Below are 21,208 nucleotides of genomic sequence, written 5' to 3' on the forward strand. Positions count from 1 at the left end.
CGCGGCAAACGACCGTCAGGCGGCGGGCACCGACGCCGTCATCTGCCGCTGGCGCTCGCGGAGCGCCGCGGCCTTCTCGTCGGTAAGCCGGTCGATGCAATGCGGGCAGGAGACGCCGTCCTCGAAGGCCGGCGAAGCCTGATCAGCGGGCGAGAGCGGTGCGCCGCAGCCGAAACATGCGGTCCAGTCGGTCGCTTCCAGTCCGTGGCCGACGGCGACCCGCCCGTCGAAGACGTAGCAATCGCCCCGCCAGCGGCTAGCCTCTTCCGGTACCTCCTCAAGATATTTCAGGATGCCGCCCTTGAGGTGGAAGACGCTCTCGAACCCCTTCGACAGCATGTAGGCCGACGCCTTTTCGCAGCGAATGCCGCCGGTGCAGAACATCGCGACCTTGCGATGGGCCTTCGGGTCGAGGCTGGCCGCGACGAAATCCTTGAAGTCGGTGAAATTGTCGATGCCGGGATCGATCGCCCCCTCGAATCCGCCAACCTTTGTCTCGTAGCGGTTGCGCGTGTCGACAAGGATGACATCCGGGTCGGCGATCAGCGCGTTCCAGTCCGGCGCTTCGACATAGGTGCCGACTTGCAGCGACGGATCGGCCTCGGGGGCGCGCATGGTGATGATCTCGGGACGGATACGAACCTTCATCCGCGCGAAGGGCCAGGCATCGGCTTCGGAGAATTTGACCTCGCCGCGCCGGATGCCGCAGCGCCGGTCGAGTTCGTCGACGATCGCGGCGATCGCGTCCTTCGATCCGGCGATCGTGCCGTTGACGCCCTCGGGCGCAATCAGGATCGTGCCGCGTATGGCGCGCTCGGCACAAAAGGCCGCTAGCGCCGTCTTGAGCGTGGGCAGGTCATCGAGCGGAACAAAGCGGTAGAAGGCAGCGACGGTGTAGGCCATGGCGCCTCATAACGCCGTGGGCGGCGCCTGACAAATCCCGCCGGCCGGACCCCTACGGTGCCCGGCGCCCCGTCGCTCGACCAACACCTCCCGCAGGCTTTGGCGTGACGCATGGCCGGAAAATGGTAAGAGAGGAAAACGAATCCCTGCCGCTCGCCAAATTCCGGAGTTTCGCCGCACGTGATCGACCGTGTCATCGGGGTCGTGCTGATCGTCACCGCCTTCGCCATCCTCCTGCGGGAGTGGACCGGCAGCGAAATGGCGGCGATCGTCGCCTCGGCCGGGAGCGTCGCCTTCCTCGCCCTTGCCGCGCCCCGCGCGCGCCTGTCGCGGCAGGCCTTCGTCGTGGCCGGTCTCGGTCTCGTCGCGGCCACCATCGCCCTTAGGCCCGACTGGCAGGAGATCACCATGCGCGGCCTTGAGCAAGGCGCCTTCATCGCCGCGTTCTTCATCGCCCTCGCCTCGCTACGCAACCCGGCCGCGACTTCGCCGGCGATCGCGCGCTGCGGCCAGTATCTGGCCAGTCAGCCGCCGGGCAAGCGCTACCTGGCGCTGACCGTCGGCGGGCACCTCTTCGCCCTGATCCTCAACTATGGCGCGATCCCCCTGCTCGGCGGCCTGACCGAAAGCATCGCCAGCCGCGAGACCAACGTCGAAATCCGCGAGATCCGCAACCGGCGGATGCTACTGGCCATCCAGCGCGGCTTCGTCGCCACCCTGGCGTGGTCGCCGCTGGCCTTCGCCATGGCGATCACCACCTCGATCATCCCGGGCTCCTCCTGGAGCGGCGCGGCGGGCTTCGCGATCCTCAACGCCGCCCTGGTGACCTTCGTCGGCTGGGCGCTGGATTCGCTCTACAAGCCAAAACTGTCGCAGCCGGCACCACGGCGCACCGGTCCGATCGGCAGCTGGCGGGACCTGAAACCGCTGCTGGCGCTGCTCCTTCTCTTGTTCGGCGGCGTCGCCTCCCTCGAACTTTTGACCGGCCTTCGAATGATCGCCGTCGTCATGCTGCTGGTTCCGGCGATCGCCGTCGCCTGGCTGTTCATCCAGGCGCGGGGGCCGGAAGGCGCGAGCCGGCGCACGCTCGCCCATCTGCGAAACTTTGCGCTTGGCGAAGTGCCGTCCTACCAGTTTGAGCTCGTCCTCCTGGTGATGGCGGGATTCATCGGCACGGTCGGCAGCGCGCTGCTGCAGCCATTGATCGAAAGCCAGCCGATCGGCCTCGACGCGGTGGCCGGGCCGCTGATCCTGGTGTCGCTGGTCTGGATCATCCCGCTGCTCGGCCAGATCGGCATGAACCCGATCCTGTCGGTGTCGCTGTTCGCGCCGCTGCTTCCCTCCGCGGCGGCCATGGGCGTTTCGCCGAACGCGATCATCGTCGCGCTGACCGCCGGCTGGGCGCTCACCGGTGCCTCCTCGCCCTTCACCGCCACGACACTGATCGTCGCCCGGCTCGGCCATACGAGCGCGCATCGCGTCGGGCTGGTCTGGAACCGGGGCTTCAACCTCGTCGCGGGGCTGGCGCTGTCGCTGTCCGTTCTGGTTGCGGCGGTGCTGTGACTGTTCCATTCATACCCGGATAGACGGCTCGTGCTTTCCCGCGCAGCGGCCTCGGCGCACTCTGCGAGGCGGGTCGCCGAGGCGGGGAAACATGGCTCATCATGAATTTATTTGCCTTTAAGATTTCATCCGACCGAAAACCGCGACGCGATTCGGCGCGGTTTTGTTCGAATGATGTTCTTGTTTCATTCTAAATTTCATGCTTACCTAAAGGCATTCTTGGTCAAGGCAGCCGTCTCCCCGTGGTGAGAACAGGCCGCCGGTTCGGGGGGTGACGCCATGGTGTCGCGCGTCAAGACCGTCGCGTTTCAGGGGATCGAGGCCGTCCCGGTCGACGTCCAGGTCATGGTCGCGCCCGGCAAGGTCGGCATCCAGATCGTCGGCCTGCCCGACAAGGCCGTCGCCGAAAGCCGGGAACGGGTTCAGGCGGCGCTGCACGCCTCGGGCCTGTCGATGCCGCCCAAGAAGGTCACCGTCAACCTCGCGCCGGCCGATCTACCCAAGGAAGGCAGCCATTACGACCTGCCGATCGCGCTCGGACTGATGGCCGCGCTCGGCGCGATCCCCTCCGATGCGCTCGCCGGCTACGTTGTCCTTGGGGAACTCTCGCTCGACGGCATGCTGACCGCGGTGGCCGGGACGCTACCGGCGGCGATCGGCGCCAACGCCATCGGCCTCGGGCTGATCTGCCCGGCCGATTGCGGCGCGGAGGCGGCCTGGGCGAGCGGCGACATGGACATCGTCGCGGCCCGCAGCCTGATCCAGATCGCCAATCATTTTCGCGGCACGCAGATCGTCGCGCGACCGGAGCCGGCCGTCAGAGCCGCCCCGGCCAATCTTCCCGATCTTTCGGAGATCAAGGGGCAGATCGTCGCCAAGCGCGCGCTGGAAATCGCCGCCGCCGGCGGACACAATCTCCTGATGGTCGGGCCTCCCGGCTCCGGAAAGTCGATGCTCGCCCAGCGGCTGCCGTCCATCCTGCCGGCGCTGACCGCCAAGGAACTCCTCGAAGTCTCCATGATCGCCTCGATCGCCGGTGAACTCTCTGGCGGCAAGCTCTCCGACCGGCGCCCGTTCCGCGCGCCGCATCATTCCGCCTCCATGGCCGCGATGGTCGGCGGCGGCTTGCGCGCCCGCCCCGGCGAGGTCTCGCTCGCTCATCGCGGTGTTCTCTTTCTCGACGAGTTCCCGGAATTCCCGCCGGTCGTCCTCGACTCGCTGCGCCAACCGCTCGAGGCGGGGGAGAGCGTTATCGCGCGGGCCAATCACCGCGTCACCTATCCGGCCAAGATGCAGCTGGTCGCGGCGATGAACCCCTGCCGCTGCGGCATGGCCGGCGAGCCCGGCCGGTCCTGCGCGCGCGGGGCTCGATGCGCGGCCGATTATCAGGCGCGAATCTCGGGCCCGCTGATGGACCGGATCGACCTGCGCGTCGACGTGCCGGCCGTCACCGCCGCCGACATGATCCGGCCGCAGCCGGCCGAGACCTCCGAAACCGTCAAGGCGCGGGTGGCGGCGGCCCGCGCGCTCCAGATGGAGCGCTACGAGGCCGCGGGCCTGTCCGGGGCGACCGTCAACGCCCATTGCTCAGCCGCCCTCATCGAGACGATCGCCGAACCGGACGCCGAGGGCCTGAAGCTGCTCAGGGACGCGGCCGAGCAGATGAAGTTCTCGGCCCGCGCCTATCACCGCATCCTGAAGGTCGCGCGCACGCTGGCCGATCTCGACCAGGATGAAACCGTGCGGCGCATCCATCTCGCCGAGGCGATCTCCTACCGCGTCGCCGGCGACCGGCTGGCGGCGGCGGCATGATGAACGGGGCGCGCCATTGCCGGCAGACGCCGTCGCCCGGTGGCGGTGCCGCGTCAGGCGCGCAGGGCGCCGCCGGTCGCCTTTTCCACCTGTGCCACAATCTTTTTCGAGACCTCTTCGAGGTCCTCGTCGGTCAGTGTCCGATCGGTCGGATTGAGCGTCACCTCGATGGCAAGGGACTTCTTGCCTTCCCCCAGCGCCGCGCCCGAAAAGACGTCGAAAACACGAACCTCGCCGACCAGCTTCCTGTCGGCGCCCTCGGCCGCGCGGACGAGCTTGAGCGCCTCCACATCGGCATCAACAACGAAGGCGAAGTCGCGACGCACCGGCTGGAACGGCGACAGGGTCAGCACCGGCTTGGTACGGGTGGCCTTGCGCTTGGGCTCCGGGATGGCGTCGAGGAACACCTCGAAGCCGCAGAAGGCGCCAGCGACATCGAGCTGCTTCAAGGTCTTGGGATGAAACTCGCCGAATTCGGCGAGGACCACTTTCGGGCCGAGCTTGATGCGGCCGGACCGGCCGGGATGATACCAGTCGCTCGCCGGCGCCTCGATCATCAGCCGGTCGACGGGCGCGCCAGCCGCTTCCAGCGCAGCAATGGCGTCGGCCTTGGCGTCGTAGACGGAAACAGCCGGGGCATTGCCCTGCCAGGACCGACCCGCGCCGATCGAAACCGCCGTGCCGCGCCGCACGCCGCCGGCGACGCGCTTCTGCCCCTCCGGCTCGTCGGAGACGTAGACCGCCGCCACCTCGAACAGGGCGGTATCGCCATAGCCACGAGCGGCGTTGCGGCTTGCGGCGGCGATCAGGCCCGGCAGCAGCGAGGGCCGCATATCGGACATGTCGGCGGAGATCGGATTTTCCAGCTTCAGCGATGGCGCGCCGCCGCCGAAGGCTTCGGCGTGGTTTTCGGGAATGAAGCTGTAACTCACGGTCTCGACCATACCCCGCGCGGCAAGCGCCCGGCGTGCGGCGCGGTCACGGATCTGCGGGGTCGTGAGAATGCGGGTGTTGACGGAGGCCGCCGCCGGCAGCGGTTGCGGTTCGATCGTCTCGACGCCGGTGAGGCGCATGATTTCCTCGACGAGATCGGCCTTGCCGTCAATCTCGGGGCGCCAGCTCGGAGCCGTCACGCTCGCCGCGTCACTTTCGTGCGAAACGCCGAAGCCGAGCCGCTCCAGGATCGCCGCCTGCGCGTCCGGCGTGACATCCAGCCCTGTCAGCCGCTCGACTTCGCCGAAGGGCAACGGTATCGACCGCGTCTCACGAGTCGCTTCCTTGACGACGATGCGCCGCGAGGGCGTGCCGCCACAAATATCGAGGACCAGTTGGGTCGCGAGGTCCAGCCCCGGTTCCATGAAGGCCGGGTCGACGCCGCGCTCAAAGCGGTAGCGGGCATCGGTGATGATGCCCAGCGCCCGCCCAGTGCGGGCTATATCCCTCGGCTCCCAGAGCGCCGATTCGATGAGGACGTCGGTGGTCGTCTCGTCGCAGCCGGAGTGCTCGCCGCCCATGATGCCGGCAATCGATTCCACGCCCTTGTCGTCGGCGATGACGCACATGCCGTCGGCGAGCATATAGGTGCGCCCGTCCAGCGCCAGCACCTCTTCGCCGGGCTTGGCGTCGCGGACGACGAGGTCGCCCGTCACCTTGGCGGCGTCGAAGACGTGCAGCGGCCGGCCGCGGTCGAAGGTGACATAATTGGTGATGTCGACAAGGGCGTTGATCGGGCGAAGGCCGATCGCGCGCAGGCGCTTCTGCATCCAGTCCGGCGAGGCGCCGTTGGCGACACCGGACATCTTGCGCAGCGCGAAACCGGTGCAGGTGGTGCTGTCGACCCGGACGGCAACCGGGCAATCGCCCTCGCCCTCAATCCGCTCGGGCACCTGCGTCTTCAGTGTGCCGAGGCCGGAGGCGGCGAGATCGCGCGCGATGCCGGCAACGCCGGTCGCGTCGGGGCGGTTCGGCGTCAGATTGATCTCGATGATCGGGTCGGCGAGATCGGCATAGTCGGCGAATTTCTCCCCGACCGGCGCGTCCTCCGCGAGATCGATGATCCCGTCGTGGCTGTCGGAGAGTTCCAGCTCGCGCTCCGAGCACATCATGCCGTGGGATTCGACGCCGCGAATGCGGCCGATCGACAGCGTCGTGTCGATGCCGGGAACATAGGTGCCGGGGATCGCGAGGACGCCGACGAGCCCGGCCCGCGCGTTCGGCGCGCCGCAGACGATCTGGACCGGCTTGCCGCCGTTGATCTCCGGCCCCGCCTCGACGCTCAGCACTTTCAGCTTGTCGGCGTCGGGGTGCTTTTCGGCGGAGAGTACGCGCGCGATCCGGAACGGCGCGAACATCGCGCGATCGTCGACGGCCTCGACCTCGAGTCCGATCATGGTCAGGCGTTCGCAGATCTCGGCCAGCGACGCGTCGGTGTCGAGGTGGTCCTTGAGCCAGGAGAGGGTGAATTTCATGGAAAGCGATCGTCGGTTGGGTTGGGAACGGGCCTTGCGGTACGAAGGGTCAATATCTCGAAGGACGGAGCCGGCGCTCGGCGCAAGACATCCGCCGGGTCCTGCCCTGCTGCGTAGGACGCGGATGTCGCCTGCGTCAACGGAAAGGTCGCCAGCGGAGAACCATCGGCAGCGCCCATTCTATGGGTTCGGGCCGTCGGAGGAGGTGATTTCGCCGGCCACCCGGCGCACGGCGGCGTTGGCGTGGACGAAGCGATAGGTGAACAGGGCGACGACCGCGAAGACCGCATAGAGGAACAACAGCGTTCCCCAGGAGAGCGGGGAGTCGAAGCCGAACTTGTCCAGAACCGCCGGCAGACCGACGCCCGTGAAGAAGGAGGCGAGCGCGGCCGGCGTCGGCGGCATCGAGCGATAGTAGAAGGCGAACAGGCCGACCGTCACCAGCGCCACGACAATGCGGCCGAGCGAGGTCAGCAGCGCGAAGAAGGCGCCGTCGGCGAACAGCCAGTGGAAGACATCGACGACCAGCAAGCCGATGATCGCGCCGGCGACGACGGCGATGACTTCGAGGACGATCATGCGCGGGGACATGGCGGGGTTCCGTTGTTTCCTTGAAAGCGGATGCTTCTCAGCGACGCGTAGACTATCACCGCGACGGTCGTTCTAGGTCGACAATCCCCCGAACAGGGTCGGCATGTCGAGCGGCCGGAAGCCGTAATGTTCGAGCCAGCGGATGTCGGCGTCGAAGAAGGCACGCAGATCCGGCATGCCGTATTTCAGCATGGCGAGACGATCGATGCCCATGCCCCAGGCAAAGCCCTGATATTCGTCGGGATCGAGCCCGCCGGAACGCAGGACGTTCGGATGCACCATGCCGCAGCCGAGAATCTCCATCCAGTCCGAGCCCTCGCCGAATCGCACCTCGCCGGGCTTGGAGCGGTCGCACTGGATGTCGAGCTCCAGCGAAGGCTCGGTAAAGGGGAAGAAGGACGGCCGGAAGCGCATGTTCAGCGACGGCACTTCGAAGAACGTCTTGCAGAACTCCTCCAGCACCCACTTCATGTTGGCGACATTGGCGGTTTTGTCGACGACCAACCCCTCGACCTGATGGAACATCGGCGAATGGGTCGCATCGGAATCCTGCCGATAGGTCTTGCCCGGAATGACGATGCGGATCGGCGGCTTCTGGCTCTCCATGGTGCGGATCTGGACGGGCGAGGTGTGGGTGCGCAGCACCTTGCGGTTACCCGCCGCGTTCGCTTTCAGGAAGAAGGTGTCGTGCATTTCACGGGCCGGGTGGCCTTCGGGAAAATTCAGCGCGGTGAAATTGTAGTAGTCGGTCTCGATGTCCGGACCTTCGGCGATGGCAAAGCCCATGTCGGCGAAGATCGCGGTGATCTCGTCGATGACCTGGCTGATCGGATGGATGCGCCCCCGCGCCGCCGGGCTCGGCCGCACGGGCAAGGTGACGTCGACCCGCTCGGCGGCCAGCCGCGCCGCGATCGCCACGTCCGCCAATTGCTCGCGCCGCTTCGCGATCGCGGCCTGGACACGGTCGCGCAACCCGTTGAGCCTCGGACCCGCCTCGCGGCGCTCCTCCGGGCTCATCTTGCCGAGGCCCTTCAGCATTTCGGAAATGCGGCCCTTCTTACCAAGTTCGGCAAGGCGGATCGCCTCCAGCGCGGCCTCGTCGCCGGTCGCCGCGATATCGGCCTCGAGCCGTGCTTCGAACGCTTCAGTGTCGCTCACCTGTTACTCCATGCTTTGCCGCGCCGCCGACGTCGCTGTCCGATTAGCGGTGTGGCGCGTCAAATGAAAGCCGCGGCCAGAACGCTGGCCCAAACACACAAAGGCCCGCGCGGCGATAACGCCACGCAGGCCTTTTACGCAAAGACTGCAGCGTGGCCTCAGGCCGCGCGCTTCTCGCCGACGGCGCGCTCGTAGGCGCCGTCGAATTCGCTGTCCTTGAGATAGGCCAGCGCCGACTTCGCCTGCTCGCAGAGCACGCCGAAGGCCTCCGGCTCGTGGATCGCGATATCGGACAGAACCTTGCGATCGACCTCGATCCCCGCCTTGCCCAGACCGTCGATGAAGCGGCCATAGGTCAGGCCATGCTCGCGGACGGCGGCGTTGATGCGCTGGATCCACAAAGCGCGGAAGTTGCGCTTCTTCACGCGGCGGTCACGCGTGGCGTACTGCTTCGACCGGTCGACCGCGGCCTTGGCGGCGCGGATGGTGTTCTTGCGGCGACCGTAAAAGCCTTTCGCCTGCTTCAGAACCTTCTTGTGCTTGGCATGGGACGTGACGCCCCGTTTCACTCTCGCCATGATCTTGCTCCTGGAATTCTAGAAATGCGCGACGCCGCTCAGCGGTCGTAGGGCATGTAGGTCTTGACGATCCGCTCGTCGGGCTTCGACAAAATCATCGTGCCGCGCGCGTCGCGAAGGAAGTCGTTGGAGCGTTTGATCATGCCATGGCGCTTGCCGGCGGCACCCGCCTTCACGCGGCCGGAGGCCGTCATTCTGAAGCGCTTCTTGGCGCTCGCCTTGGTCTTCATCTTGGGCATTTTGCTCTCCTAACGTGAGGATCACGACTGAACGGGCCACCGTTTCCGGCCTGCTCCGCTCCGATCTCATTCGGATTTGTCGCGACAGCATTGAGAACCGCCACGGCATGCCCTGCCGGTCGGTTCGCTTGGACGACGGGCTTATAGGGCGCCTCGCAGGCGGACGCAAGAGCTCACACGCGCGCGTGTGAGAGTTGTCCGGGTCGATGTCTCACCGTTTCCCAATTTCCGACGACTTCCACAACGCGGAATTGGTGCCTTGCCATCCGACACACTCGATGAAAAGATGCTGATGGGGCAAGAAATGGAGAGCAATGGCGCTCATTCAATTTCCGGGGCGACTCGGCGATGTCCGGGAGAAAACCGCCCTCGCCTCAATTTGCCCCTCTCACTGGGCTGCGGTTCTGACCTCGCTGGAGCGACTTTTTCCCGGTGCCTCTGCCGTACTGGAATGCGTCGGCCTCGGCGCGGCCGAGAGCGGGATATTCTCCTCCGCAGGCAATCGGTCGCTGCGCCGAATCATCGGCGCGCGATGGGATGCCCAGGGTCTCGATTACCTTTCGGTCGGTACGACCTTTCGGATGAGTGAATTGCCGGAGACCAGCCTGCCGTCATCCCGGCAACGAGACGACGGCATCGCCCACGGCGGGGCGGGGATCGTCCTTCACCGGCGAGACTCCCGCCTCTGGGTTCTGTCGGTTCAGGTTCCGCTGTCGCTCGGTGATCGATACGACGCGGCAATCGCGACGCTGCTGCGCCGGTTGGCGCCGGATCTGCGGCGGTCGTTTCTGATCTCGTATGGCCTCGGCACCACCGAGCAGCCCGACCGGGCGACGATCGAGTCAAGCTGGGACGAATTGTCCGTCGGGGTCGTTTGGCTGTCGGCAGGTCTGAGGCCGCTCGCCGCGAACATTGCGGCGGAAGAGATCGTCACGACCCGCAGGTTCTTCGCTCCGCTAGGGTGCCGCGGCTCCTTGCGCGCAGCCGTCAACAACGACAATGAACGCCTGCGACTGGCAGCCGGCCGCATCGTATACGGCGAGAGCGACGTGGAGACCATCGACCTCAAAGGGGTTCGATGCACCGCGCCGCTGCCGGTCACGCTTCGCACCGTGGGGCGCAGGAACGGAAGCGGACGGTTCAACGCCTTGGCCAAGACCGACGAGGAAACCCTCGTGGCGATCATCGGAGCTTGCGACCCATATGGGGGCACGGATGCACGTCGCACCTCGGCGGCAAATCGATAGACCGCAGAGACGAGAGGCCGGCGCTCAACACGGCAGGACACACCCGGAGGCGACGGGCGGTCTGCATAGATCCCGCCCGGTCGGTCCGCCAGTCGGGCTAAAGCGCCGCCGCCCATCCGGACGCTCCAGCACTCTGATCGAGCATCGGAATCATCCAAAAAACTGATTCCGCCTCTTGGTCCGATGCTCTGGCGACATGGGGGTTTCACATCGTCCGCGCCGCAAGGTGCGTCCGGCGAACCCGGATGAGCTGTTCAGCCTCGCGGCGCCAGAACCATCATCATCTGGCGGCCTTCCAGCTTCGGTTCGGCTTCGACCTTCGAGATTTCGGCCGTTTCCTCGCGAACGCGGTTGAGAAGCCGCATGCCGAGCTCCTGATGGGCCATCTCACGTCCACGGAACCGCAACGTGACCTTGACCTTGTCGCCGTCATCGAAGAAGCGACGAACCGACTTCATCTTGGTCTCGTAGTCGTGCTCATCGATGTTCGGCCGCATCTTGATTTCCTTGACCTCGATGGTCTTCTGACGCCGTCGCGTCTCAGCGGCCTTCTTCTGACTTTCGTATTTGAGCTTGCCAAGGTCGAGAATCTTGCAGACCGGCGGATTGGCGGTCGGCACGATCTCGACGAGATCCAGTCCCGCGTCCTCGGCCATCGTCAAAGCGTCCTGCGTCGCCACAGGCCCGAGGTTCGTTCCCTCGGCATCGATCAGCTGAACCTGCGGAACGCGAATCTCCTTGTTGGAGCGCGGCCCCTCTTTCTGGGTCGGCGGTGCACGAAATGGTCTGCGAATGGTCGTTGTCTCCTGTTATTGACGATTCCGGACGGGCCGTGAAAAAACGCCAGCGGCGGCCGGATTTCCCTGCCTTAAGGGAAAACCGTACGTCGACATTCATCACTCGCCCAATCAGCGGCGTCCTCTATAGCATCGTCATTGGCGAATGGCACGCCCACGGCGACAAAAAGCTGCCCTAACGGTTGCAGCGACCCTTATGCCAGCTGGTTTCTCGCGCCACCCGCGGGTAGGCGGTCGCCACCCGACACCATCGAACATGGAACCCGCCGACCGGTTTCGCCAGTCCCAGCCGACAGCGCGGCAACGAAAGGACCTCGACGACCATGCCCTTTGAGACCAGCGAAGAGCAACTCCGCCGCATCACCGTCGGCGCCGGCCCGCAAGGCCGCACGATCGCCTTCCGCAACCGAGCGGGCGACGCGCCGACGCTCGTCTGGCTCGGCGGCTACCGCTCGGACATGCGCGGGACCAAGGCGGAACGCCTGTCGCAACTGGCCGAAAAACAGGCGCTCGGTTTCTGCCGGCTGGATTACTCCGGCCACGGCGAGTCCGGCGGCCGGTTCGAGGACGGTACGATCAGCCGCTGGACCGAGGAAGCCGCCGCGGTCATCGACGCCGCGATCGACGGTCCGGCGGTCCTGGTCGGCTCGTCGATGGGGGCGTGGATCGCGCTCCGTCTTGTCCAGGTGGCGCTGGCGGCTGGCAAGCCACCCAAGATCGCGGGCCTTCTGCTCCTGGCCCCGGCGCCGGATTTCACGCATCGGCTGATGGAGCCGAAGCTGAGTCCGGATCAACGCGCCGCGCTCGCGCGGGACGGCTTCATCGCCGAGCCCTCCGACTATTCGCCGGAGCCGAACATTTATACCCGGGAGCTGTTTGAGGACGGCGCGGCGAATCTGGTCATGGAGGGACTGATCGAGACCTGGTGTCCGGTCACGATCATCCAGGGCATGGCCGATCCGGACGTGCCGTTCGAGCACGCGCTCGAACTGGTGACCCATCTGCCGTCGGCGGGCGTCATCGTGACGCTGGTCCGCGACGGCGACCATCGCCTGTCGCGGCCGCAGGACCTCGAACTCATCGAGCGCGCGGCGCTCGATCTGGTCGCCGCGACGCGCGACGGCAACTGACCGAAGGTTCCACCGGAATCCCACGCCATGAAGGATCGCGAGCGGCTGTCATATTTTTGCCACTTGCGCCGCGACCCGCCGCAGCAAATCCCTTTCATTCCCTCGACTTAGCCGGCTTGGCTTTCGCGCGAGCCGCGCCGCGGGTCGCGGGAAAATCCTCGCCATCGACGATGAGCCTTGAGCGAGGCTGCCCATCGATGCTCCCGCAACTCCCTGAATGTGTTGACAGTTTTCACGATTGCCTCAACCATGAGCCATCAACACATTTTTCGTACAAAGGGGAGTACGAAATGGGGGCATTTCGCGCGTTCGGCGCCACGCTACTGCTTTGTCTGTCGGTCATCGCTTCGGCTCGCGCGGAGACGCGCGGCGCCTTCATGACCCTCGGCACCGCAACCACGCAGCCGATCGGCCATCTGCTCTTCTGCCAGGAAAATTCGCGCGAGTGCGCGCCGCCGGTCGACCGGATCACGCCCGCCCCGCTGGAACTCGATCGTTCCACCATCCTGTCGGTGGCTGCCGTGAACACGACCATCAATGCCCGCATCGAAGCCCGATCCGATAAGGACATCTACGGCGTCGAGGAGCGCTGGGCCTACCCCGCCGCCGAGGGCGACTGCGAGGATTTTGTCCTCTTAAAACGCCGTGTGCTCTCACAGAAAGGCATCGATCTCGCCAACCTGTTGATCACGGTCGTCCTCAGACCGGATGGCGAAGGCCATGCCGTGCTGACGCTGCGAACGACCCAGGGCGACTTCATACTCGACAATCTCGAATGGCGTATCCTGGCTTGGGCGGACACACCCTACACATATCTCAAGCGGCAAAGCAGCGCCGACCCCGGCGGCTGGATCGACATCGGCCATGGCCGGGACGTGATCGTCAGCTCCGTCGAGCAATGACGGCCAGCGCCGTCAGGCGTTGCCGATGAGAACGCCGGCCGCGAAGACCAGCGCTCCGCCAAGGACCACCTGCAGCGCCGCCCGCAGGAAGGGTGTCTCCATGTACCGGTTTTGAATGAAGGCGATCGCCCAAAGCTCCACGAAGACCACCGCGATGGCGATCGACGTCGCGGTCCAGAAGTCCGAAATCAGATAAGGCAAGGCATGACCAAGACCGCCCAACGCGGTCATCACGCCGGAGGCGATACCGCGGCGCAGGGGAGAGCCGCGTCCCGACAGCACGCCGTCGTCGCTGGCCGCCTCGGTAAAGCCCATGGAGATGCCGGCGCCGATCGAGGCGGCGAGCCCGATCAACAGCGTCTGCTGGCTGTCGTGGGTCGCAAAGGCGGCGGCGAAGATCGGCGCGAGGGTGGAGACAGATCCATCCATCAACCCCGCAAGACCGGGCTGCACATAGGTCAGGATAAACGCCCGCCGTTCGGTCTCGGCCTCCTCGGAGCGAACGCCTTCGGTGATCGTCTCATCCACGAGCGTGTGAGCGGTCCGCTCATGCTGCGCTTCGGCGGCGGCGAGATCGCCGAGTAATTGTCGAACGCCCGCGTCCTGGCTGCGCTTGGCCGCCTCCCGGTAGAAGGTCGCCGCCTGCCGTTCCATGTCGGCTGCCGCCTCACGCGCCCGCTCGATCCCGAGCGGGCGAACCAGCCAATCAGGCTTGCGCTGATAAAAACCGCGAATATCGGAGCGACGCACCAGCGGAATCCGCTCCCCAAACTTTTCGCGGAACAGCGCGATCAACTGGCGCCGGTGGCCGTCCTCCTCTTCCGCCATTGCCTCGAAAACCGTGGCCGATGCCGGGTACGCATCGCGCAGACCATCGGCGTAGGCACGGTAGATCCGCCCATCCTCCTCTTCCGCGCCGATCGCCAGCGCCAGGATTTCGGCTTCCGACAGATCGTCGATGGTCTTACGGGTAAACGCTGTCATACGGCTGAGCATCATGATCCCCTTTAGAATCATTCCAATCTAGGCTGTCTGCCACCTTGCCTCAAGTGCGGCACCGCGGCGATTGCCTGCGCTCGCGACTTCTTTCCTCAGCCGCGGCGCATAAGGGCACCGCGTTCAGCCGACATTCATTAGGCCGACAGATATATGACCACTTAAAAATGACACGGAGGGTGTCTGAGTTAGGCTTGGTACACTGGTCGCTCGTCGGAAGGAGGGTGGTTGATGCCTGTCGACGACGACGTGCAACTCGCCGAGGATGTCGAAGCCGCCCTCAATGCGCTGGGGATCGCCCGTCTGCGTTCGCGATCGACGGGCCTCGTCCAGCCCTATGTCTTGGAACTGAGCGGGGCGAAGCGGACCGAGACGGCGTCGGCAGAGGCGCAGACACGCCAGTCCGAAACCGATTCGTCGACGCCGGCCAGGCAAGACCGAGCTAGTCGGCATCTCCGGCTTGCGGATCCGAGGGCTCTTCCTCCGACGCCGGAATGACGTAGCTTCCGCTCAGCCAACGATGCAGGTCGACCGCCTTGCAGCGCGCCGAACAGAATGGATAGTTTTCGCGCTCCGCCGGGCGGCCGCATTCGGGACAGCGGCGCCTGGGGCGGAGCGGCGTCACCGTTGCGGACCCGCCGCTCATGCGTCCTCCGTTGCGACCGTTGCGGCCTTCCACCGGGCATGGATGTCGTAGCCTTCACCCGTCAAAAGCGCGAGCGTTTCGTAGAGCGGCAGACCCACAACATTGGTATAGGAGCCGACAAGCCGGACGACAAAGCTGCCCGCAAGCCCCTGGATGGCATAGCTGCCGGCCTTGCCACGCCATTCTCCGGACGCGATGTAGCTGTCGATGTCCTGGCGCGACAACCGCTTGAAGCGGACCCGAGTCTCGACCAGGCGCTGGCGCGGAGTGCCTTTCGGGCTGATCAGGCAGACGCCGGTATAGACGCGATGGGTGCGGCCGGAGAGCGTGCGCAGATTGGCAATGGCGTCCTCGACGAGTTCGCCCTTGGGCATGATCTGTCGACCCACGGACACGACCGTGTCCGCCGCGACGATGTAGGACGGGTCGCCGATTTCGAGTTCATCGAGCGCTTTCGCCGCGACCTCGGCCTTCGCCTTTGACAGGCGCTTGGCAAGCGAGCGCGGATGCTCGTTGCGCTGCGGGGTTTCGTCCAGATCGGCGGGCAGCAGGCGATCCGGCTCGATCCCGGCCTGATTGAGAAGCTCGAGCCGGCGGGGCGAACCCGAGGCGAGCACCAGCAGGGGGCGCGCTGTCATGAGGGCTGTCCGCTCGCCGGGCTATTTGAAGCGATAGGTGATGCGACCCTTGGTCAGGTCGTAAGGCGTCATCTCGACCAGCACCTTGTCGCCGGTCAGGACGCGGATGCGGTTCTTGCGCATCCGGCCCGCGGTGTGGGCGATGATCTCGTGTTCGTTTTCCAGCTTGATGCGGAACGTGGCGTTGGGCAGCAACTCGGTGACCGTACCTGGAAATTCGAGAACTTCTTCTTTTGCCATATGGTGTAAAGCCTTGAGCGATGTCGGAGCGGGAAGCGGAGGCTTCGCGGCCAAGAGGGAGCCGCCCCCGATCGGGCGGCGACGAACTGGAAATTCGCGCCATAAATCGGGGCAAACGGCCGAAAAAGCAATATGCCGCCGAGATTTGGCGGCATCGGTGAGCGGTTGGGCGAAACGCCGCGAGCCTGGCGGCGGTCGTACGGCTCTTCTCCTACGCCGTTTTGGCGGCCGGATCGAGTCCCCGCCGTCGTGTCAGCCGGAAATGCGCTCGATATCCGCGCCGCAGGCCCCGAGTTTTTCCTCCAACCGCTCGAAGCCGCGATCAAGATGATAGACGCGGTTGACCGTGGTCTCGCCTTCGGCCACGAGGCCGGCGATGACCAGCGAGACCGAGGCCCGCAGATCCGTCGCCATCACCGGCGCCCCGGCCAGACGCCGCACGCCCTCGATCGTCGCGACCTGTCCGGACAGGGAGATCTTCGCGCCGAGCCGGGCGAGTTCCTGAACATGCATGAAGCGGTTCTCGAAAATCGTCTCGGTAATGTGCGAGGTGCCTTCCGCGCAGGTCATCAACGCCATCAACTGCGCCTGCAGATCGGTCGGAAAGCCCGGATAGGGATCGGTGACGACATCGACAGGGGCGATCCCGCCGCCATTGCGGTAGACCCTGATCCCGTCCTCGACCGGGTCGACCGTGATGCCGGCGTGCCGCAGCGTCCCGAGCGCCGTCTGCAACAGTTCCACGCTGGTTCCGGTCAAGGTCACGTCGCCGCCGGTCATCGCCACCGCCATGGCGTAGGTGCCGGTTTCGATCCGATCGGGCAACACCCGATGACGGGCGCCGGACAGGATCGGCACGCCCTGGATGGTGATCGTCGACGTCCCGGCGCCTTCGATCCTGGCCCCCATGGCATTGAGGCAGTTGGCGAGATCGACGACTTCGGGTTCGCGGGCGACGTTCTCCAGAACCGTTTCGCCCTTGGCCAGGCTGGCCGCCATCAACATGACATGGGTGGCGCCGACCGAAACCTTCGGAAAGGCGAAGCGATTGCCGACGAGGCCGCCCCTGGCCTCGGCGATGGCATAACCGGCCTCGATGTCGATCTTGGCGCCGAGCGCGCGCAGGCCTTCGATGAACAGATCAACTGGCCGGGTGCCGATCGCGCAACCGCCCGGCAGCGATACCTTGGCCTTGTGCATGCGGGCGAGCAGCGGGCCGATCACCCAGAAGCTCGCGCGCATCTTCGAGACGAGTTCATAGGGCGCGGTGGTATCGACGATGTTCCGGGCGGTGAAGTGGATCGTCCGCCCGAGGCTCGCCTCCTGCCGCAGCCGCTTGCCCGTCACCGAATAGTCAACCCCGTGATTGCCGAGAATGCGGATCAGCTGCTCGACATCGGCGAGATGCGGAACGTTTTCCAGCGTCAGCGTGTCGTCGGTGAGGAGCGACGCGATCATCAATGGCAGCGCCGCGTTCTTGGCGCCCGATATCGGTATCGTGCCGCTCAATTCGTTGCCGCCGCGAATGCGAATGCGATCCATGAAGATTCCGTTCAGCCTGTGTGCGTCCCCCGCAACGCGCGTCTCTACACGAGGGGGCCGCACGATTCAAATGCTGCGCGCGGCGTGAGGCCGGCTCCAACGTCCCTTGGCGCCGTTGCGCAGGTTGCGGGCCTGTCCGAATGAATGCTTGACATCATCGTAAGTTTCCACTTACCGTTAGCTGTGGCTTACGAAAAAATCCTGACGGCGTTCGCCGATCCGACCCGTCGCGCTCTGCTGGAAGACCTGCGCGCCGGGCCGATGCCGGTGGCGCGATTGGCCGAGCGGCATCCGGTGAGCCGGCCAGCGGTCTCGCAGCATCTCAAGGTGCTCGAGGCTGCGGGGCTGGTCACCGCCGAGGCCCGAGGGACGGCGCGGTTCTACCGCGTGCGGCCGCAAGGCCTCGCGCCATTGCGGGCGTATCTCGATGAGATCTGGGGCGATGTCCTGCAAGCCTTCGCCGATGAAGTAGACAAACAGATGGAGCAAGATGATGCCGGAACCCGTGATCAAGACAATTGACGTGCCCTGCGACCAGACGACCGCCTTTCGCATCTTCACGCACAACATGGATGCTTGGTGGCCAAAGGACCGTCACTCGATCTCGGCCAAGACCGGCGATACCGCTCGATCCGTATCGATGGAACCGAGATCCGGGGGCGCAGTGACCGAGATCGGGCATGACGGAACGCACCATCATTGGGGGTCGGTGCGCGAATACGAGCCGTATTCCCGACTCTCGCTCCTGTGGCACATCAATCTGCCCGTGGAGCAGGCGACCTTGGTCGATATTGCTTTCGAGCCGCAGGGCGCCGGCACGCGCGTGACCCTGCGCCATCACGGCTGGGAGGCGATGGGCGAGGCCGCGCAGACGATGCGCGACGGCTATGATGGCGGCTGGGTCGGCGTGTTCGAGACCGCGTTCGCCGGAGCCTGTCGCGCCGAGGCTGCCTGAGGCCGAGGTCGGCCGGCTGAAAGGTGGCGGTCGCGCGCCTCAGATATGAATCGCGTGACCGAGCGCCTTGAAGGCGGCTTCCTGGAAGCCTTCCCCTTGCGTCGGATGGGCGTGGATCGTGCCGGCGACATCCTCCAGGCAGGCACCCATTTCCAGCGCCAGCGAAAACGCCGCCGACAGTTCGGAAATGCCGACCCCGACCGCCTGGATGCCGAGCACGAGATGGTTGTCGGCGCGCGCGACGATCCGCACGAAGCCGTCGTCGCGGTCGAGCGTCATCGCCCGGCCGTTCGCCTGAAAAGGAAAGCTGCCGATCTTGATCTCCGTGCCCGACGCCTTTGCCTCTTCGGGCGACAGGCCGACGGTGACGATTTCGGGATCGGTGAAGCAGATCGCCGGAATGGCGCGCTTGTCCCAGCTCCGGCGCGAATCGGCTACGATCTCCGCCACCATCTCGCCCTCGGCCATCGCCTTGTGGGCGAGCATCGGCTCGCCGGCAACGTCGCCGATGGCGTAGACGCCGCGCATCGCCGTGCGACAGGTCTCGTCGATCTTGAGAAACGGCCCGTCCATCTCCAGCACCAGTTCCTCGCGGCCCCATCCCTCGGTCAGCGGCTTGCGGCCGACCGTGACGAGGACGCTGTCGGCGCCGATCCGCCGTTCCGAGCCGTCGGCCAACTCGACCAGAAGGTCGCCATCCCCGCCGGCTAGTCCCTTCGCCTTGGCGCCAGTGAGGATCTCGACGCCGAGCGCCTCGAGCCGCGTCCGCACCGGCCGCACCAGATCGGCGTCGTAGGTCGGCAGGATCCGATCCGTCGCCTCGACGATCGTCACAGCCGACCCCGCCTTGGCGAAGGCGGTGCCGAGTTCGAGGCCGATATAGCCGCCGCCGACGACCGCCAGCCGCTTTGGCGGCTCGGCGAGGCTCAACGCTTCTTCCGAGGAGATCACCTTGCCGCCGAAGGGCAGCATCGGCAGTTCGACGGGAATGGAGCCAGTGGCGATGATCACATTCTCGGCGGCGATGCGCTGGGTCGCGGTCTCGCTGGTCACCTCGACCGTCTTGCCGTCGAGAAAGCGGGCGCGGCCGGGCACGAGCTTGACCCGCGCCTTCTTCAGCAGGCCGGTGACGCCGTTGGTCAGCCGGTTGACGATGCCGTCCTTCCAGCCGACGATTTCGGCCCAGTCGAGGTCCGGTTCGGACGCCAAAATGCCGGGAATGCCGCGCTTCGCGGCTACCTCGCGCATCGCGAAAAATTCGTCGGCGGCGTGGATCAGCGCCTTCGACGGGATACAGCCGATGTTGAGGCAGGTGCCGCCCGGCTTGCGATCGTCGACGATGACGGTGTCGACGCCGAGTTGTCCGGCGCGGATCGCCGCGACATAGCCCCCCGGCCCGGCGCCGATGATGAGAAGCTGGCAGGAAATGTCGGCCATTTCAGCGCCCCTCCTCGACGAAGATCATCGCCGGGTTTTCCAGAAGCGCCTTGATGCGCTGGACGAAGCGGGCGGCATCCCAGCCGTCGATCACCCGGTGGTCGAAGCTCGACGACAGATTCATTCGTTTACGCGGAATGAATCGGCTGCCGTCCCAGACCGGACGAATTTCCATCTTGTTGACCCCGACGATGGCCACTTCCGGGTGGTTGATCACCGGCGTCGTCGCGATGCCGCCGAGCGCGCCGAGCGAGGTGATGGTGATGGTCGAGCCGGACAGTTCGTCGCGTTTGGCGTTGCCGGCCTTCGCCGCCTCGCCAAGCCGCGCCAGTTCGGCCGCGCAGCTCCAGATGTCGCGCGCCTCGGCATGGCGCACCACCGGCACGACGAGGCCGGAATCGGTCTGCGCGGCAATGCCGATATGGACGCCGCCGTGCTGGTGCAGGATGCCCGCCTCGTCGTCATAGAGCGCGTTCAGCGCCGGCTGGTCGCGGATGGCGATCACCATGGCCCGCATCAGAAAGGGCAAAAGCGTCAGTTTCGGTCGCTCCTCCGCTTGACCCTCATGGCGGTTGCGGTTGAGCGCGGCGCGCAGTTCTTCCAGCGCCTCGACGTCGATCTCCTCGACATAGGTGATATGGGCGATGCGGCTCTTGGCGAGCGCCATCTTCTCGGCGATCTTGCGCCGCAGCCCGACGATCCTGACAACGGTGAGGGAGGCATCGGCGAAGAGGCCCCGTGTCGTCGAGGGCTGCCCTCCGCCTTCGAGATACGCTTCGAGGTCGGCCTGCGAGATCCGCCCCGCCGGACCGGAGCCGGCGACACGCCGTAGATCGACACCGGCCTCCATGGCGCGGCGCCGCACGGCGGGGGAAGCCAGCGGCTTTTCGCCCGGCTTGCGGCTCGGGCCGCCGCGCCCCACCGAGGAAACAGGACGGCTTTTGGGGGCGGCCCCGGCTTGGCCTTCCGGCTGTCTGGCGGGTTGCGGCGTGGCGGGCGCCGTGACCACCGCCGCGCGATCATCGGGACTTGGCGCCTGATTTTCCGAGGGCGTTTGCGGTTCGCTGTCGGACTTTGCCACGAGATGGTCGGGGCTCTCGTCAGCCTCGTCGGTGCCGCCCTCTCCCGCGACCTCCAGCTTGACCAGCGCCGAGCCGACGGCGAGCGTATCGCCGACCTCACCGCCGAGCCACTTGACCGTGCCTTCCACCGGCGAGGGCACGTCGACCGTCGCCTTGTCGGTCATCACCGCGGCGAGGATCATGTCCTCCTGGACCGGATCGCCGATCGCAACATGCCATTCGACGAGTTCGGCCTCGGCGACGCCCTCGCCGACATCCGGCAGCTTGATCGTGTAAGTGCCCAC

Annotated in this window: 22 protein-coding genes; 8 read left to right on the plus strand and 14 right to left on the minus strand. The window is 65.9% G+C overall.

Annotated elements, in window-relative coordinates:
- Nucleotides 1-15 precede the first annotated feature (15 nt).
- Entirely contained in the window at nucleotides 16-903 is an 888-nt protein-coding gene (gene trhO / locus ING15_RS04845) for an oxygen-dependent tRNA uridine(34) hydroxylase TrhO (RefSeq protein ID WP_206453661.1), read from the minus strand.
- A 180-nt stretch (nucleotides 904-1,083) separates the two neighbouring features.
- Between trhO and ING15_RS04850 the strand changes: the two genes are divergently transcribed.
- A complete protein-coding gene (locus ING15_RS04850; RefSeq protein WP_332873767.1) occupies nucleotides 1,084-2,466 on the plus strand; it encodes a hypothetical protein in 1,383 nt (460 codons plus the stop codon).
- A gap of 279 nt (nucleotides 2,467-2,745) precedes the next feature.
- Entirely contained in the window at nucleotides 2,746-4,278 is a 1,533-nt protein-coding gene (locus ING15_RS04855; protein WP_206453662.1) for a YifB family Mg chelatase-like AAA ATPase, read from the plus strand.
- Nucleotides 4,279-4,331: 53 nt separating this feature from the next.
- Here the strand turns inward: ING15_RS04855 and pheT are convergent, their stop codons facing one another.
- The 5 genes from pheT to rpmI form a co-directional block, all read right to left on the minus strand.
- Nucleotides 4,332-6,746, minus strand: coding sequence for a phenylalanine--tRNA ligase subunit beta (gene pheT, locus ING15_RS04860; RefSeq protein WP_206453663.1), 2,415 nt, complete (start codon nucleotides 6,744-6,746; stop codon nucleotides 4,332-4,334).
- A gap of 180 nt (nucleotides 6,747-6,926) precedes the next feature.
- Entirely contained in the window at nucleotides 6,927-7,337 is a 411-nt protein-coding gene (locus tag ING15_RS04865) for a hypothetical protein (RefSeq protein ID WP_206453664.1), read from the minus strand.
- A gap of 72 nt (nucleotides 7,338-7,409) precedes the next feature.
- Nucleotides 7,410-8,495 (minus strand): phenylalanine--tRNA ligase subunit alpha, encoded by a 1,086-nt coding sequence (pheS, locus tag ING15_RS04870; RefSeq protein WP_206453665.1) that lies wholly within the window; start codon nucleotides 8,493-8,495, stop codon nucleotides 7,410-7,412.
- A 158-nt stretch (nucleotides 8,496-8,653) separates the two neighbouring features.
- Complete coding sequence (gene rplT / locus ING15_RS04875; RefSeq protein WP_206453666.1) at nucleotides 8,654-9,073, minus strand: 50S ribosomal protein L20; 420 nt, start codon at nucleotides 9,071-9,073, stop codon at nucleotides 8,654-8,656.
- 38 nt (nucleotides 9,074-9,111) lie between these two features.
- Nucleotides 9,112-9,312: a 50S ribosomal protein L35 gene (gene rpmI, locus ING15_RS04880; protein ID WP_206453667.1), complete on the minus strand. Its 201-nt coding sequence runs from the start codon at nucleotides 9,310-9,312 to the stop codon at nucleotides 9,112-9,114.
- A gap of 314 nt (nucleotides 9,313-9,626) precedes the next feature.
- Between rpmI and ING15_RS04885 the strand changes: the two genes are divergently transcribed.
- Nucleotides 9,627-10,559, plus strand: coding sequence for a hypothetical protein (locus ING15_RS04885; protein WP_206453668.1), 933 nt, complete (start codon nucleotides 9,627-9,629; stop codon nucleotides 10,557-10,559).
- A 254-nt stretch (nucleotides 10,560-10,813) separates the two neighbouring features.
- On the opposite strand, the gene infC is transcribed toward ING15_RS04885, so the two are convergent.
- Nucleotides 10,814-11,353, minus strand: a complete 540-nt coding sequence (gene infC, locus ING15_RS04890) for a translation initiation factor IF-3 (protein WP_206453842.1) — start codon at nucleotides 11,351-11,353, stop codon at nucleotides 10,814-10,816.
- Nucleotides 11,354-11,679: 326 nt separating this feature from the next.
- On the opposite strand from infC, the gene ING15_RS04895 reads away from it, so the two are divergent.
- Nucleotides 11,680-12,486, plus strand: a complete 807-nt coding sequence (locus ING15_RS04895; RefSeq protein WP_206453669.1) for an alpha/beta hydrolase — start codon at nucleotides 11,680-11,682, stop codon at nucleotides 12,484-12,486.
- Between the two features lie 170 nt (nucleotides 12,487-12,656).
- On the plus strand, nucleotides 12,657-13,388 hold the full coding sequence (locus ING15_RS04900; RefSeq protein ID WP_232845574.1) for a transglutaminase-like cysteine peptidase: 732 nt from the start codon (nucleotides 12,657-12,659) through the stop codon (nucleotides 13,386-13,388).
- Between the two features lie 12 nt (nucleotides 13,389-13,400).
- Here ING15_RS04900 and mbfA read toward each other — a convergent pair whose 3' ends face one another.
- The gene (gene mbfA / locus ING15_RS04905) at nucleotides 13,401-14,384 is read right to left on the minus strand and encodes an iron exporter MbfA (RefSeq protein ID WP_206453670.1); all 984 of its coding nucleotides are present in this window, start codon (nucleotides 14,382-14,384) and stop codon (nucleotides 13,401-13,403) included.
- Between the two features lie 231 nt (nucleotides 14,385-14,615).
- Here mbfA and ING15_RS04910 point away from each other — a divergent pair, with 231 nt between their 5' ends.
- Nucleotides 14,616-14,882 (plus strand): hypothetical protein, encoded by a 267-nt coding sequence (locus ING15_RS04910; RefSeq protein ID WP_206453865.1) that lies wholly within the window; start codon nucleotides 14,616-14,618, stop codon nucleotides 14,880-14,882.
- Here ING15_RS04910 and yacG read toward each other — a convergent pair.
- From yacG to murA, 4 genes are all read right to left on the minus strand, one after another.
- Entirely contained in the window at nucleotides 14,827-15,030 is a 204-nt protein-coding gene (yacG, locus tag ING15_RS04915) for a DNA gyrase inhibitor YacG (RefSeq protein WP_206453671.1), read from the minus strand. The genes ING15_RS04910 and yacG overlap by 56 nt on opposite strands.
- The gene (locus ING15_RS04920) at nucleotides 15,027-15,668 is read right to left on the minus strand and encodes a Maf-like protein (protein WP_206453672.1); all 642 of its coding nucleotides are present in this window, start codon (nucleotides 15,666-15,668) and stop codon (nucleotides 15,027-15,029) included. The genes yacG and ING15_RS04920 overlap by 4 nt, the downstream gene beginning before the upstream one ends.
- Before the next feature lie 21 nt (nucleotides 15,669-15,689).
- The gene (gene infA, locus ING15_RS04925; protein WP_024349579.1) at nucleotides 15,690-15,908 is read right to left on the minus strand and encodes a translation initiation factor IF-1; all 219 of its coding nucleotides are present in this window, start codon (nucleotides 15,906-15,908) and stop codon (nucleotides 15,690-15,692) included.
- Nucleotides 15,909-16,160: 252 nt separating this feature from the next.
- Entirely contained in the window at nucleotides 16,161-17,450 is a 1,290-nt protein-coding gene (gene murA / locus ING15_RS04930) for a UDP-N-acetylglucosamine 1-carboxyvinyltransferase (RefSeq protein ID WP_206453673.1), read from the minus strand.
- A gap of 144 nt (nucleotides 17,451-17,594) precedes the next feature.
- Here murA and ING15_RS04935 point away from each other — a divergent pair, with 144 nt between their 5' ends.
- Both ING15_RS04935 and ING15_RS04940 read left to right on the plus strand, forming a co-directional pair.
- Entirely contained in the window at nucleotides 17,595-17,972 is a 378-nt protein-coding gene (locus tag ING15_RS04935; protein WP_210348792.1) for an ArsR/SmtB family transcription factor, read from the plus strand.
- Nucleotides 17,944-18,405, plus strand: a complete 462-nt coding sequence (locus ING15_RS04940) for an SRPBCC domain-containing protein (RefSeq protein ID WP_206453674.1) — start codon at nucleotides 17,944-17,946, stop codon at nucleotides 18,403-18,405. Before ING15_RS04935 ends, ING15_RS04940 begins: the two co-directional genes overlap by 29 nt.
- A 39-nt stretch (nucleotides 18,406-18,444) precedes the next feature.
- Here ING15_RS04940 and lpdA read toward each other — a convergent pair whose 3' ends face one another.
- Together lpdA and ING15_RS04950 are read right to left on the minus strand one after the other, a co-directional pair.
- The gene (gene lpdA, locus ING15_RS04945) at nucleotides 18,445-19,842 is read right to left on the minus strand and encodes a dihydrolipoyl dehydrogenase (protein ID WP_206453675.1); all 1,398 of its coding nucleotides are present in this window, start codon (nucleotides 19,840-19,842) and stop codon (nucleotides 18,445-18,447) included.
- 1 nt (nucleotide 19,843) lies between these two features.
- Complete coding sequence (locus tag ING15_RS04950) at nucleotides 19,844-21,208, minus strand: dihydrolipoamide acetyltransferase family protein (protein WP_206453676.1); 1,365 nt, start codon at nucleotides 21,206-21,208, stop codon at nucleotides 19,844-19,846.

This window comes from Aurantimonas marina, assembly GCF_017183135.1.
Taxonomy (GTDB): domain Bacteria; phylum Pseudomonadota; class Alphaproteobacteria; order Rhizobiales; family Rhizobiaceae; genus Aurantimonas; species Aurantimonas marina.

What these genes read in the sequence shown, in the direction of transcription:
- ING15_RS04900 (WP_232845574.1), top strand. Translation starts at nt 12,657, where the DNA reads ATGAGCCTTGAGCGAGGCTGCCCATCGATGCTCCCGCAACTCCCTGAA.
- rplT (WP_206453666.1), bottom strand. Translation starts at nt 9,073, where the DNA reads ATGGCGAGAGTGAAACGGGGCGTCACGTCCCATGCCAAGCACAAGAAG.
- ING15_RS04910 (WP_206453865.1), top strand. Translation starts at nt 14,616, where the DNA reads ATGCCTGTCGACGACGACGTGCAACTCGCCGAGGATGTCGAAGCCGCC.
- ING15_RS04865 (WP_206453664.1), bottom strand. Translation starts at nt 7,337, where the DNA reads ATGTCCCCGCGCATGATCGTCCTCGAAGTCATCGCCGTCGTCGCCGGC.
- ING15_RS04940 (WP_206453674.1), top strand. Translation starts at nt 17,944, where the DNA reads ATGCCGGAACCCGTGATCAAGACAATTGACGTGCCCTGCGACCAGACG.
- yacG (WP_206453671.1), bottom strand. Translation starts at nt 15,030, where the DNA reads ATGAGCGGCGGGTCCGCAACGGTGACGCCGCTCCGCCCCAGGCGCCGC.
- pheT (WP_206453663.1), bottom strand. Translation starts at nt 6,746, where the DNA reads ATGAAATTCACCCTCTCCTGGCTCAAGGACCACCTCGACACCGACGCG.
- mbfA (WP_206453670.1), bottom strand. Translation starts at nt 14,384, where the DNA reads ATGCTCAGCCGTATGACAGCGTTTACCCGTAAGACCATCGACGATCTG.
- ING15_RS04895 (WP_206453669.1), top strand. Translation starts at nt 11,680, where the DNA reads ATGCCCTTTGAGACCAGCGAAGAGCAACTCCGCCGCATCACCGTCGGC.
- rpmI (WP_206453667.1), bottom strand. Translation starts at nt 9,312, where the DNA reads ATGCCCAAGATGAAGACCAAGGCGAGCGCCAAGAAGCGCTTCAGAATG.
- ING15_RS04920 (WP_206453672.1), bottom strand. Translation starts at nt 15,668, where the DNA reads ATGACAGCGCGCCCCCTGCTGGTGCTCGCCTCGGGTTCGCCCCGCCGG.
- lpdA (WP_206453675.1), bottom strand. Translation starts at nt 19,842, where the DNA reads ATGGCCGACATTTCCTGCCAGCTTCTCATCATCGGCGCCGGGCCGGGG.
- ING15_RS04855 (WP_206453662.1), top strand. Translation starts at nt 2,746, where the DNA reads ATGGTGTCGCGCGTCAAGACCGTCGCGTTTCAGGGGATCGAGGCCGTC.
- infA (WP_024349579.1), bottom strand. Translation starts at nt 15,908, where the DNA reads ATGGCAAAAGAAGAAGTTCTCGAATTTCCAGGTACGGTCACCGAGTTG.
- ING15_RS04935 (WP_210348792.1), top strand. Translation starts at nt 17,595, where the DNA reads ATGCTTGACATCATCGTAAGTTTCCACTTACCGTTAGCTGTGGCTTAC.
- ING15_RS04885 (WP_206453668.1), top strand. Translation starts at nt 9,627, where the DNA reads ATGGCGCTCATTCAATTTCCGGGGCGACTCGGCGATGTCCGGGAGAAA.
- murA (WP_206453673.1), bottom strand. Translation starts at nt 17,450, where the DNA reads ATGGATCGCATTCGCATTCGCGGCGGCAACGAATTGAGCGGCACGATA.
- trhO (WP_206453661.1), bottom strand. Translation starts at nt 903, where the DNA reads ATGGCCTACACCGTCGCTGCCTTCTACCGCTTTGTTCCGCTCGATGAC.